The sequence below is a fragment of the Sphingomonas sp. M6A6_1c genome, from assembly GCF_053345135.1.
In genome coordinates this window covers 90,801-102,651 of the sequence record NZ_JBKEZO010000001.1, presented here as the reverse complement: position 1 = coordinate 102,651, position 11,851 = coordinate 90,801, and the positions used below count along the sequence as shown (strand labels likewise).

Below are 11,851 nucleotides of genomic sequence, written 5' to 3'. Positions count from 1 at the left end.
CGAGTGAAACCAGCGGCATCCCGTCCCGTAACGACCCACCATCCGTCGCGCTGCGGTTTGACGCTACGTCCGGGTGCCCTTATGCCATTCCGATCACCGGCGTGCGTGCAGACCCTCCCCAGGATGCGCGCGCCGGGCCGAACGCATTGGGAGGATGTACGTGAACGAGCGCATTCCGCACGCAGGTCTCGCGAGCCAACATATCGAGACGAGAGCCGATCTCCACTGGAACCTCGTCACCGCACGGCTGGTCGAGGCCGCGGTCGCCCGCGGCGAGGGCAAGCTCAGCGCCGACGGGCCGCTGGTGGTCGAAACCGGTGCGCACACCGGCCGCTCGGCGCAGGACAAATTCATCGTCCGCGACGCCGAGACCGAGGACAGCGTCTGGTGGGGCAAGTCCAACAAGGGCATGGACCCGGCGCATTTCGCCGCGCTCAAGGCCGATTTCCTCGCCGCGCTGCGCGACAAGGAGCATCTGTTCGTCCAGGATCTCTACGGCGGTTCGCAGCCCGAGAACCGGGTGCGCGTGCGCGTCGTCAACGAGCTCGCATGGCACAATCTGTTCATTCGCACGATGCTGGTCCGCCCGCAGGAGCGTGAGCTGCAGGGCTTCGTCCCCGAATATACGATCATCGACCTGCCGAGCTTCCGCGCCGATCCCGCGCGCCACGGCACGCGCAGCGAGACCGTGATCGCGGTCAATTTCACCGAGAAGCTGATCCTGATCGGCGGCACCCGCTATGCCGGCGAGATGAAGAAGTCGGTGTTCGGCCTGCTCAACTATCTGCTTCCCAAGAGCGGCGTGATGCCGATGCATTGCTCGGCCAATATGGGCGCGGACGGCTCGACCGCGGTGTTCTTCGGCCTGTCCGGCACCGGCAAGACGACGCTCAGCGCGGATGCCAGCCGTACGCTGATCGGCGACGACGAGCATGGCTGGTCGGATACGGCGGTCTTCAATTTCGAGGGCGGCTGCTACGCCAAGATGATCCGCCTGTCGCCCGATGCCGAACCGGAGATTTTCGCGACCACCAAGCGCTTCGGCACGGTGCTCGAGAATGTCGTGATGGACCCGGTCACCCGCCAGCTCGATCTCGACGACAACAGCCTCGCCGAGAATAGCCGCGGCGCCTATCCGATCGACTTCATCCCCAATGCCTCAGCCGACAATATGGGCGGGGTGCCCAGAAACATCGTGATGCTGACCGCGGACGCTTATGGCGTGCTGCCGCCGATCGCCAAGCTGACCCCCGATCAGGCGATGTACCATTTCCTGTCCGGCTATACCGCGCGCGTCGCCGGCACCGAAATCGGCGTCACCGAACCCGACGCCACCTTCTCGACCTGTTTCGGCGCGCCGTTCATGCCGCGTCACCCCTCGGTCTACGGCAATCTGCTCAAGGAGCGGATCGCCGAGGGCGGGGTGGATTGCTGGCTGGTCAACACCGGCTGGACCGGCGGCAAATATGGCGTCGGCCACCGCATGCCGATCAAGGCGACCCGCGCCTTGCTCAACGCCGCGCTCGATGGCAGCCTCAAGCACGGCGAATTCCGCACCGATCCCAATTTCGGCTTCCAGGTGCCGATCGCGGTGCCGGGCGTCGACGGTGCGATCCTCGACCCGCGCAGCACCTGGGCGGATACCGCCGCCTATGACGCCACCGCCGCGAAACTCGTCGATCTCTTCGTCGAGAATTTCGCGCAATTCGACGATCACGTCGATGCCGGCGTCCGCCAGTCGGCACCACAGGTGACCGAAGCGGCGTGATGCTGTCACGATAGCATCGCACGAACGACCATGCGCCGTCACAATGGCGGCGCATGGGCCGCTCCCATGACCATGAGGGGCGGATGAATGACCGGTGAGACGCAAAAGGCCGTCGCGGCCGCGATGCAGCGGCACGGCCAGCTTTCCAAACAGGGCCTGCTCGAACGCGCCTTCACCTGGGCGTTCCGCGGCCTCGTCTATGCGCAGATATGGGAAGACCCGGTGGTCGACATGGCGGCGCTGGCGATCACGCCCGACAGCCATGTCGTCACCATCGCCTCGGGCGGCTGCAACATGCTGTCCTATCTGACGGCTAATCCCAAAGCGATCGACGCGGTCGACCTCAACACCGCGCATATCGCGCTCGGCACGCTCAAGCTCGCCGCGGCGCGCCATCTGCCCGATCACGCCAGCTTCCACCGCTTCTTTGGCAATGCCGCCAGCCGCGACAATCTCGCCGCCTATCAGCGTCATATCCGCCCGCATATCGACGAGCCGACCCGCCGTTACTGGGAGGGACGCGACCTCACCGGCCGCCGCCGCATCGCCGGTTTCGCCAGCGGCGTCCACAAGCGCGGGCTGCTCGGCCGCTTCATCGGTGCGGCGCATCTGCTCGCCAGGCTCAATGGCGTCGATCCGCGCCTGCTGCTCGAAGCCGAGACGATCGAGGAACAGCGCGCGATCTTCGAACGCGATTTCGCGCCGGTGTTCGATCGCGGCTTCGTCAAATGGCTGACCGACCAGCCCGCCTCGTTGTTCGGCCTCGGCATCCCGCCCGCGCAGTTCGAGGCGCTCGCCGGCGATGGCCGGATGGCGGTGGTGTTGCGCCAGCGGCTCGAAAAGCTCGCCTGCGGCTTCGACTTGCGCGACAATTATTTCGCGTGGCAGGCGTTCGGCCGCCGCTACGGCGAGGGGCCGACCGCGCCATTGCCACCCTATCTGCAGGCGGATCATTATGACGCGATCGTCGCGCGCGTCGGCCGCGTCGATCTCCGCCACGCCAATATGACCGAGCATCTCGCCGGCCTGCCTGCCGCGTCGCGCGACCGCTATATCCTGCTCGACGCGCAGGACTGGATGACCGACGAGCAGCTCGGCGATCTCTGGGCGCAGATCACCCGCACCGCGCGTCCCGGTGCGCGCATCCTGTTCCGCACCGCAGGCGAGGCCGACATCATCCCCGGCCGTGTCCCCGATCCGATCGTCGCACGATGGCGCTACCAGGCGGAGGCGTCACGCCATTTCACAACGCGGGACCGGTCGGCGATCTATGGCGGCGTCCATCTCTACGTGCTCGCCGATGGTTGAGGGGGACCACGCCACCCGCATGGACCGCATCTACGGTGGGCAGCGGCATATCTATGATCTCACGCGCAAATATTATCTGTTCGGACGGGACCGCCTGATCGACGGGCTCGACCTTCACGCGGGCGGCACGTTGCTGGAGATCGGGTGCGGGACGGGACGCAATCTGGTCCGCGCCGCCCGCGCCTGGCCCGGTGCCCGGCTGTACGGCATCGACATTTCCGCAGCGATGCTCACCACCGCCCGCGCCAACGTCGCCGCCGCCGGCTTGTCGGATCGGATCACGCTGGCGCAGGGCGATGCCGGAGGTTTCGACGCGCAGGTGCTGTTTGGGGTCGCGCGGTTCGATCGCGTGATGTTCAGCTACACGCTGTCGATGATCCCGCCATGGCGGGAGGCGCTGGGGCAGGGGCTGGCGGTGACGCGCGATACCGGGCGGCTGGCGGTGGTCGACTTCGGCACGCAATCGGGCTGGCCGGCGATCTGGCGCAAGCCGTTCCTGGCGTGGCTCGCGCATTTCGACGTCACGCCGCGCGCGGATCTGGCGGCGGAGCTGTCGCGGATAGCGGCGAGCCATGGCCGCAAGTCCGAGACGCAGAAGCTCTGGCGGGATTATTCGCAGATCGCGTGGGTCGCCTAAGCTTCGTGAAGAGCAGTGGAACGGCCCGGCTTTTTGGCCCGGCCTCGTTCTGAAACCACCAAGTGCAGAAGCCGCCGACCGCTTTCTATAGGTCGTACGGAAGCGCAGCGTCGCTAATCCTCATCGGCCAATCCGCCAGGCCGGGTCAGCCGCGCTCGACCAACCCCGTCGCCGGCAACGGGCCATCGCCCCGCTGGAAGAACTGCTCGACTATATCGCGCGCCAGCCGTGCCGGCCGCAGCGTCTCCGCATCCAGGCAGCACCAGCTCGATTTGACCTCGGCAAGCACCTCTTCGCCGCGCCGGATCACCGTCTCGTAGAAGGCGCGCGCGCCCTGTACCTTTTCGAGCAGCACCGTCGCGATCACGTCGTCGCCGAGGAAGGTCGGCTTGCGATAGGTGATCTCATGTTTCAGCGCGACCCAGAGGTGCGCGGTGACCGCCTCGGCCGGCGCGAGCTTCTGCCAATGGCTGACCACGGCGTCCTGCACCCACTTCAGATAGCTCGCGTTGTTGACGTGCCCCATGAAATCGATGTCGGCGGGATCAATGCCGATCGGAAAGCTGTGGGGGATGCTCTGTGTCACCCGTTCCATATAGCAGATCGTCGTGCCGCTTACACCCGGCAACCGTGGTTTGCTGCGAATTAAGCGCCAGCCGGTTCGACGATCGCGATGCCGTCGCGGATCGCGACGATCCGCACCCGCGCGCCGGCTTCCGCAACCACCCCGCGCGCTGGCCACGATCCATCGCCGACCGTCACGCGGCCGCCGTCGGGACCGATCGCCACCTGCACCACCGCGGTGGTGCCGATCAGCCGCGCGACCCGATCGTTGAGCTGCGGATCGCTGCTCGGCACCGGGAAATCCACATACCAGCGCTTGCCGATCAGGACGGTGACGATGCTCCACAGGGCGAAGGCAGCGATCTGCGCCGCCACCGGCAATCCGGGCAATACCAGCACCGCGACGCCGACCACCGCCGCGGCGATCGCGATGAACACCGCGAAGACGCCGGGGATCACCAGTTCGGCGATCCCGAGCAACAGCGCCGCGATCAGCCACGCGCCGGCCGCTCCGCCGATCGTGTCGAGCGTCACGCCGGCGGCAGTTCGAACGGCCCGCGCTTCGCCTCGGGCTTGGCCGTGCCGGTGGTCGGGGCAGGGGCCTTGCCCAGCGCATCCTTGGCGAGCTCGCCGATCCCGCCCAGCGTCCCGATCAGCTGCGTCGCCTCGACCGGGAACAGGATCGTCTTGGCGTTGGGGCTGGTCGCGAACTTGCCGATCGCCTCGACATATTTCTGCGCGATGAAATAGTTGATCGCCTGCGTCCCGCCGCGCTCGATCGCCTCGGACACCACCAGGGTCGCCTTCGCCTCGGCCTCCGCGGCACGTTCGCGCGCCTCCGAGTCGCGGAAGGCGGATTCCTTGCGCCCTTCCGATTCGAGGATGCGCGCCTGCTTCTGCCCCTCGGCACGCAGGATTTCCGATGCCCGCGTGCCCTCGGCTTCAAGGATATTGGCGCGCTTTTCGCGCTCTGCCTTCATCTGCCGGCCCATCGCGGTGACGATATCGGCGGGCGGGCGGATGTCCTTGATCTCGACGCGGGTAATCTTGACGCCCCACGGCACCGTCGCATGATCGACCACCGACAGCAGCCGCGCGTTGATCTCGTCGCGCTTCGACAGCGTCTCGTCGAGGTCCATCGACCCCATCACCGTCCGCAGATTGGTGGTCGTGAGCTGGAGCAGCGCGACATACAGGTCCGACACCTCATAGGCCGCTTTCGGCGCGTCGAGGACCTGGAAGAACACCACGCCGTCGGTCGAGACGATCGCATTGTCCTTGGTGATGATCTCCTGCCCGGGAATCTCGATCACCTGCTCCATCATGTTCACCTTGCGCCCCACCCGGTAGAAGAAGGCGGGGTAGAAGTTGAAGCCGGGGCTTGCGGTCGCGGTGTAGCGGCCGAAATGCTCGATCGTATATTGATAGCCCTGGCGGACGATCTTGATGCTGGTGAACAGGTAGAACAGCACCAGGAGCAGTGCGAATGCGGCGATCGTGATACCCATGAGCCCTCCTGCCGGCGCGAGTCTCCGCGCCGGTACCTGATCCTAGCACAGCCCGACGTCCGACAAAGGTCACCATGCAGCGCATTCTTTTCGGCAACCATTCCACACAGATGCCAGCGATCGCGCGCCATATCGATCATCACCGGTACGAAGCGAGCTTCGCACCCTTCGATGCGGTCGACCTCTCGCGCTTCGATCTCGTCGTGCCGCTGCGCATCGAACAGATCGCGCCCGCACGCGGCGGACGCGCCGTGCTGCCGACCGACGAACTCGTCGCGCTGTGCGACGACAAGCTGGCGCTCAATCTCTGGCTGATCGATCACGGCTTCGGCGATACCGTCCCCGCGCTGCTCGGCACCCGCCCGACCGATTATCCCTATATCCGCAAGACGCGGCGCGGCGATTTCGGCCTCGGCTGCGCGATGATCCGCGGCCCCGGCGAGGACGACGGCAGCGATCATCCCGACGTCTTCCGCCAGCGCGCGGTCGCCGGTGCCGACGAATACGTCCTCCACCTGCTCCGCATCGGCGGAACGATTTGTTTCCAGGTCGCCTATCGCTACGACATGGGCCAGCCGCTCGGCGTCCGCGGCGCGGTCGATCGCCCGGCGAGCATCACGCCTGCCGATCCCGGCCCGGCGCTCGCCACCTGCACCGCGATCCTCGCGGCGCTCGGCTACGAGGGCACCTGCTGCTTCAACTACAAATGGGAGGAGGGGCGCCTGCGCATCCTCGAACTCAACCCGCGCTTCGGCGGTTCGCTGGTGGGTGTCGTGACGGAATACGTCGCGGCACATCTCGCCGCCCTCTAGCGCAGATGCTGCGCTGCGGTTACATGGCCCGCCACTTATCCCTCCCGCGAGGAAACGGCACCTTGGACATCCGGCTCGGCCTCACCTTCGACGACGTACTGCTCGTACCCGGCGAGTCGGACATCCTGCCGAGCACCGCCGATACGCGTACGCAGCTCACCCGCGGCATCGCGCTCAACATTCCGATCCTCTCCTCGGCGATGGATACGGTGACCGAGGCGGACATGGCGATCGTCATGGCGCAATTGGGCGGCATCGGCGTGCTCCACCGCAATCTCTCGGTCGAGGAACAGGTCGCCGCGGTGCGGCAGGTCAAGCGGTTCGAATCGGGCATGGTGGTCAACCCGATCACGATCGCGCCGACCGCGACGCTCGGCGAGGCGCAGGCGCTGATGGCGCATCACAAGATCAGCGGCATCCCCGTGGTCGAGCGCGACGGCAAGCTCGTCGGCATCCTCACCAACCGCGACGTCCGCTTCGCCGGCGATCCCAAACAGCCCGTCGCCGAGCTGATGACGCACGACAATCTCGCCACCGTCTCGACCGACGTCGGGCAGGAGGAGGCGCGCGTGCTGCTCCACCAGCGCCGGATCGAGAAACTGCTGGTGGTGGACGAGGCCTATCGCTGCGTCGGCCTCATCACGGTCAAGGACATCGAGAAGGCGGTGACCTATCCCACCGCGACCAAGGACGCCTCCGGCCGCCTGCGCGTCGCCTCGGCGACCACCGTCGGCGACAAGGGGTTCGAGCGGACCGAGGCGCTGGTCGACGCCGAATGCGACCTGATCGTCATCGACACCGCGCACGGCCACAATCGCGACGTCGCCCGCGCCGTCGAGCGGGTGAAGAAGCTCTCCAATTCGGTACAGGTCGTCGCCGGCAACGTGGCGACCGCAGAGGCGACGCGCGCGCTGATCGACGCCGGCGCCGACGGCATCAAGGTCGGCATCGGCCCGGGCTCGATCTGCACCACGCGGGTCGTCGCCGGCGTCGGCGTGCCGCAGCTCACCGCGGTGATGGATTGCGCCGAAGCCGCCGCCAGGCACGGCGTGCCGGTGATCGCCGACGGCGGCCTGCGCACCTCTGGCGATCTCGCCAAGGCGCTCGCGGCGGGGGCCTCGACTTGCATGGTCGGCTCGCTGCTCGCCGGCACCGAGGAGGCACCGGGCGAGACGTTCCTGTATCAGGGCCGCGCCTACAAGAGCTATCGCGGCATGGGCTCGGTCGGCGCGATGGGACGCGGCTCGGCCGATCGCTATTTCCAAGGCGACATCAAGGACCAGATGAAGCTGGTGCCCGAGGGGATCGAGGGGCAAGTCGCCTATAAGGGGCCGGCGCGCGACGTCATCCACCAGCTCGTCGGCGGTATCAAGGCAGCGATGGGCTATACCGGCTCGGCGACGATCCCCGACCTGCAAAAGCGCGCGCAATTCGTCCAGATCACCGGCGCGGGTCTCAAGGAAAGCCACGTCCATGACGTCACCATCACGCGGGAAGCGCCCAATTACCCGACCCGCTAAGTGACCCCCGCCGCTCGCACCCAGGCCGCGATCGAGCTGCTCGACGAGGTCATCGCCGCCGCGCGCGGCGGTGGCGCCGCCGCCGACACGCTGATCGCGCGCTATTTCGCGACGCGCCGCTACGCCGGATCGAAGGATCGCCGCGCGGTGCGCGAGCTGGTCTATGCCGCGATCCGCCGCGCCGGCGAGGTGCCCGCCTCGGGCCGCGCCGCGCTGCTCGCGATCGCCGCCGACGACGCCGCGATCGCCGCCACCTTCGACGGCTCGACACACGGCCCGGCACCGATCGGGGCAGGCGAGGACGCCGCCCCCGCCGGCGTAATGCCTGCGTGGCTTGCCGAGGCGCTCGCCGCATCCGGGGTCGCGCCGGAGCAACAGGCGGCGCTGATCGGGCGTGCGCCGCTCGACGTGCGCGTCAACCGGCTGCTCGCCGACCCCGCCGCGCTTGCCGACCAGCTCGACGGCACGTCGATCCCCGGTCTGCCCGACGCGCTGCGGCTGCCCGCGGGCACCAATATCGACACGCTCGCCGGCCAGGCAGAGGTGCAGGACGCCGGCAGCCAGATCGTCAGCCTCGCCGCGCAGGCGCAGCCCGGCCAGCGGATCGTCGATCTCTGCGCCGGCGGCGGCGGCAAGACGCTCGCGCTCGCCGCGGCGATGCGCAATCAGGGTCAGATCCTCGCCGCCGATATCGACCGCGGCCGCCTGTCGCGCCTCATGCCGCGCGCCGCGAAGGCGGCGGTGACCATCGTCGAGACCCGGCTGCTCGACCCCAGGCGCGAAGCCGAGGCGCTCGCCGACTGGCAGGACGCCGCCGACTGCGTGCTGATCGACGCGCCCTGCTCCGGCACCGGTACATGGCGGCGCAATCCCGAGGCACGCTGGCGGCTCACCCCCGACCGGCTCGCCGGCTTTGCCGCGCAGCAGCGCCACGTCCTTACCGTCGGCGCGCCGCTGGTCCGGCCGGGCGGTGCCCTGGTCTATATCACCTGTTCGCTGCTCGATGCGGAGGGCGCGGATCAGGTCGATGCCTTCCTCGCCGATCATCCCGGCTGGACGCCCGCGCCGCTCGATCTGCCCGCCGGCAGCCTGCGCGGACAGGGGCGCCGGCTCGATCCGGCAAGCGACGACACCGACGGCTTTTTTGTCGCGCGGCTGATCCGCCCCTGCTAACTCATCGGCCGTGCCCCCAGTGGAGACCTTCATGCGCGTTACGTCCGTCGCTCTTGCCGCTGCGCTGACCCTCGTCTGTGTCTCGACCTCGCTCAGCGGCCAGCGACCCGACGACCAGATCGACGCGCGCTCGCTGCAGTTGCTCGCGCAGGGCCGCGCCGCCAAGGCGGCCGGCAACCTCGACGGCGCGACCGACCTGCTCGAAACCGCGGTGGCGGTCGATCCGCGCAACCGTCAGGCGTTCGTCACGCTCGCCGAGGTGGCCGAAACCCGCGGCCTGCCCGGCAAGGCGATCCGCCTCTACCGCGAGGCGCTGACGCTCGAACCCAATGACGTCGCCGCGTTGCGCGGCCAGGGCGAGGCGCTGGTCGCCAAGGGCGCGGTGGCGATCGCCAAGACCAACCTCGCCAAGATCCGCACGCTCTGCAAGGCGGGCTGCCCGGAGGCGAACCAGCTCGCCGCGGTGATCGCCAAGGGCCCGCCGGTGACCACCGCGCAGACCGAGACCAAGCCGACCGCACCCAAGGAATAAACTCCTCCCCGGCAAGGGGAGGGGGACCGCGCCGCACAGCGGCGTGTGGAGGGGGCTCGCAACGCCGCGCAACGTCTGGGGAAGCCCCCCCTCCGTCACCGCTCTGCGGTGCCACCTCCCCGTGCCGGGGAGGAATGGAATGCCGGAAAGGCTCGGTTTTCAGGCAACGAAGCAGGCCTGTACGAGCCGCCTCGTTCGCTCAGCCCTCGCCGACCACCCGCGCCAGCGCGACGAATTCCGCGACGCTCACCGTCTCCGCCCGCCGCGTCGGATCGATCCCGATCTGCTCGAGCCCGGCCAATGCCCCCGGCACGCCCTTCAGGCTCTGCCGCAGCATCTTGCGCCGCTGGCCGAACGCCGCCGCGGTGATCCGCTCCAGCACGCGCACCGCGACGCCCTCGGGCGCCTCGCCCGGCACGATATGCACCACCGCGGACATCACCTTGGGTGGCGGGGTGAAGGCGGAGCGGTGCACCGGCATCGCGATCCGCGCGGACGATCGCCATTGGCTCAGCACCGCCAGCCGCCCGTAGGCATCGTCGTTGGCCGATGCGACGATCCGCTCGGCGACCTCCCTCTGGAACATCAGCGTGCACGACTGCCACCACGGCTGCCACTCGGCGGTGAGCCAGCCGACCAGCAACGCGGTACCGACGTTATAGGGCAGATTGGAGACGATATGCGGCCGCCCCGCGAACAGCGACGGTGCATCCACTTCCAGCGCGTCGCCCTCGATCACGCGCAGCTTGCCGGGATAGGCCTCGCCCAGCTCCGCCAGCGCCGGAATGCACCGCCGGTCGCGCTCGATCGCGGTGACGCTCGCCCCCGCGGCGAGCAGCGCGCGCGTCAGTCCGCCCGGCCCCGGCCCGACCTCCAACACCTCGGCACCATGCAGATCGCCCGGCACCGCCGCGATCCGCGCCAGCAACTGGCCGTCGAAGAGGAAATTCTGGCCCAGCGCCTTGCTGGCGTTGAGGCCGTAGCGCGCGATCACCTCGCGCAGGGGCGGCAGCTTGCCGCCCGCGGGTGCGTCGGTCATGCCCGCGCGCGCCGGTCCGCCGCCTGACCCGCCAGCGCGATCGCCGCGATCATCGCGCCGGGATGCGCCTCGTCGCGGCCGGCGATGCCGAAGGCGGTGCCGTGGTCGGGGGAGGTGCGCACGATCGGCAGGCCCAGCGTCATGTTGACGCCCTCGTCGAAATGCAGCGTCTTGATCGGCACCAGCGCCTGATCGTGGTAGCAGCACAGCACCGCGTCATAACCGGCGCGGGCGCGCGCGTGGAACAGCGTGTCCGCCGGGAACGGCCCGGTCGCGTCGATCCCTTCCGCCCGCATCTGCGCGATCGCCGGTGCGAGGATGTCGATCTCCTCGCGGCCGATCGCACCGCCTTCGCCGGCATGCGGGTTGAGCCCCGCAAAGGCGAGCCGCGGCGCGGCGATACCGAAGTCGCGGGTCAGCCCCAGCGCCGTGGCGCGGCCCTTGGCGACGATCAGCTCGACCGACAGCAGCGAGGGCACCTGCGCCAGCGGTACGTGCACCGTCATCGGCACGACGCGCAGGCTGGGCCCGGCAAGCATCATCACCGCATCCTCCGCGGCGATGCCGCAGCGCTCCGCGACGAATTCGGTCTGGCCGGGATGGTTGAAGCCGATGCCGTACAATTGCGCCTTTGATACCGGGCCGGTGACCAGCGCCCGCGCCGCGCCGCTGCGTACCAGCGCGATCGACCGTTCCAGCGCCTGTAATGCCGCCCGTGCGCCGCCGACCTCTGGCGTGCCCGGCGTCACCGGTCCGGCATCGCCGATCGCCAGCACGGGCAGCGCACGGTCGAACACCGCCGCGGCTTGATCGAGATCGTTGATCGCCTCGACCGGGCCGCTCCACACCCGCCGCACCGCCGCGGGATCGCCGACCAGCGCGAAATGCGGCAGGCTGCGCAGCGCCCGCACCGCCCAGCTCTTGGCGACGATCTCCGGCCCGATCCCGGCGGGATCGCCCATCGTGATCGCGAGCGGCGCCTGGCTCATG

12 protein-coding genes are annotated in these 11,851 nt (G+C 68.7%); 7 read left to right on the top strand and 5 right to left on the bottom strand.

The genetic code is table 11. From position 1 onward, the window contains the following. The first annotated feature begins 154 nt into the window (after positions 1–154). The 3 genes from ACLBWH_RS00460 (at position 155) to ACLBWH_RS00450 (ending at position 3,713) form a co-directional block, all read left to right on the top strand. Positions 155–1,768, top strand: coding sequence for a phosphoenolpyruvate carboxykinase (locus ACLBWH_RS00460; protein WP_447795962.1), 1,614 nt, complete (start codon positions 155–157; stop codon positions 1,766–1,768). Positions 1,769–1,855: 87 nt separating this feature from the next. Continuing rightward, positions 1,856–3,076, top strand: a complete 1,221-nt coding sequence (locus ACLBWH_RS00455) for a DUF3419 family protein (RefSeq protein ID WP_447795960.1) — start codon at positions 1,856–1,858, stop codon at positions 3,074–3,076. Beyond that, on the top strand, positions 3,069–3,713 hold the full coding sequence (locus ACLBWH_RS00450) for a class I SAM-dependent methyltransferase (RefSeq protein ID WP_447795958.1): 645 nt from the start codon (positions 3,069–3,071) through the stop codon (positions 3,711–3,713). The genes ACLBWH_RS00455 and ACLBWH_RS00450 overlap by 8 nt, the downstream gene beginning before the upstream one ends. Before the next feature lie 145 nt (positions 3,714–3,858). Here ACLBWH_RS00450 and ACLBWH_RS00445 read toward each other — a convergent pair whose 3' ends face one another. The 3 genes from ACLBWH_RS00445 to ACLBWH_RS00435 are packed head-to-tail and all read right to left on the bottom strand — an operon-like array spanning position 3,859 to position 5,785. Beyond that, positions 3,859–4,299 (bottom strand): acyl-CoA thioesterase, encoded by a 441-nt coding sequence (locus ACLBWH_RS00445; RefSeq protein WP_322849288.1) that lies wholly within the window; start codon positions 4,297–4,299, stop codon positions 3,859–3,861. 59 nt (positions 4,300–4,358) lie between these two features. Then, complete coding sequence (locus tag ACLBWH_RS00440; RefSeq protein WP_322849289.1) at positions 4,359–4,811, bottom strand: NfeD family protein; 453 nt, start codon at positions 4,809–4,811, stop codon at positions 4,359–4,361. Further along, a complete protein-coding gene (locus ACLBWH_RS00435) occupies positions 4,808–5,785 on the bottom strand; it encodes an SPFH domain-containing protein (protein ID WP_447795955.1) in 978 nt (325 codons plus the stop codon). The genes ACLBWH_RS00440 and ACLBWH_RS00435 overlap by 4 nt, the downstream gene beginning before the upstream one ends. A gap of 74 nt (positions 5,786–5,859) precedes the next feature. Between ACLBWH_RS00435 and ACLBWH_RS00430 the strand changes: the two genes are divergently transcribed. The 4 genes from ACLBWH_RS00430 (at position 5,860) to ACLBWH_RS00415 (ending at position 9,822) form a co-directional block, all read left to right on the top strand. After that, complete coding sequence (locus tag ACLBWH_RS00430; RefSeq protein ID WP_447795953.1) at positions 5,860–6,597, top strand: hypothetical protein; 738 nt, start codon at positions 5,860–5,862, stop codon at positions 6,595–6,597. A 62-nt stretch (positions 6,598–6,659) separates the two neighbouring features. Next, a complete protein-coding gene (guaB, locus tag ACLBWH_RS00425; RefSeq protein ID WP_322849292.1) occupies positions 6,660–8,117 on the top strand; it encodes an IMP dehydrogenase in 1,458 nt (485 codons plus the stop codon). After that, positions 8,118–9,290 (top strand): RsmB/NOP family class I SAM-dependent RNA methyltransferase, encoded by a 1,173-nt coding sequence (locus ACLBWH_RS00420; protein ID WP_447795951.1) that lies wholly within the window; start codon positions 8,118–8,120, stop codon positions 9,288–9,290. A 31-nt stretch (positions 9,291–9,321) separates the two neighbouring features. Then, complete coding sequence (locus ACLBWH_RS00415; RefSeq protein ID WP_322849294.1) at positions 9,322–9,822, top strand: tetratricopeptide repeat protein; 501 nt, start codon at positions 9,322–9,324, stop codon at positions 9,820–9,822. A 199-nt stretch (positions 9,823–10,021) separates the two neighbouring features. Here ACLBWH_RS00415 and rsmA read toward each other — a convergent pair whose 3' ends face one another. Both rsmA and pdxA read right to left on the bottom strand, forming a co-directional pair. Continuing rightward, the gene (gene rsmA / locus ACLBWH_RS00410) at positions 10,022–10,861 is read right to left on the bottom strand and encodes a 16S rRNA (adenine(1518)-N(6)/adenine(1519)-N(6))-dimethyltransferase RsmA (protein ID WP_447795949.1); all 840 of its coding nucleotides are present in this window, start codon (positions 10,859–10,861) and stop codon (positions 10,022–10,024) included. Continuing rightward, positions 10,858–11,850, bottom strand: coding sequence for a 4-hydroxythreonine-4-phosphate dehydrogenase PdxA (gene pdxA / locus ACLBWH_RS00405; protein ID WP_322849296.1), 993 nt, complete (start codon positions 11,848–11,850; stop codon positions 10,858–10,860). Before pdxA ends, rsmA begins: the two co-directional genes overlap by 4 nt. Position 11,851 lies beyond the last annotated feature (1 nt).

Bases quoted from the DNA above. Each gene is read 5' to 3' on its own strand.
- ACLBWH_RS00415 (WP_322849294.1), top strand. From the start codon at position 9,322: ATGCGCGTTACGTCCGTCGCTCTTGCCGCTGCGCTGACCCTCGTCTGT.
- ACLBWH_RS00455 (WP_447795960.1), top strand. From the start codon at position 1,856: ATGACCGGTGAGACGCAAAAGGCCGTCGCGGCCGCGATGCAGCGGCAC.
- rsmA (WP_447795949.1), bottom strand. From the start codon at position 10,861: ATGACCGACGCACCCGCGGGCGGCAAGCTGCCGCCCCTGCGCGAGGTG.
- ACLBWH_RS00450 (WP_447795958.1), top strand. From the start codon at position 3,069: ATGGTTGAGGGGGACCACGCCACCCGCATGGACCGCATCTACGGTGGG.
- ACLBWH_RS00460 (WP_447795962.1), top strand. From the start codon at position 155: ATGTACGTGAACGAGCGCATTCCGCACGCAGGTCTCGCGAGCCAACAT.
- ACLBWH_RS00435 (WP_447795955.1), bottom strand. From the start codon at position 5,785: ATGGGTATCACGATCGCCGCATTCGCACTGCTCCTGGTGCTGTTCTAC.
- pdxA (WP_322849296.1), bottom strand. From the start codon at position 11,850: ATGAGCCAGGCGCCGCTCGCGATCACGATGGGCGATCCCGCCGGGATC.
- ACLBWH_RS00430 (WP_447795953.1), top strand. From the start codon at position 5,860: ATGCAGCGCATTCTTTTCGGCAACCATTCCACACAGATGCCAGCGATC.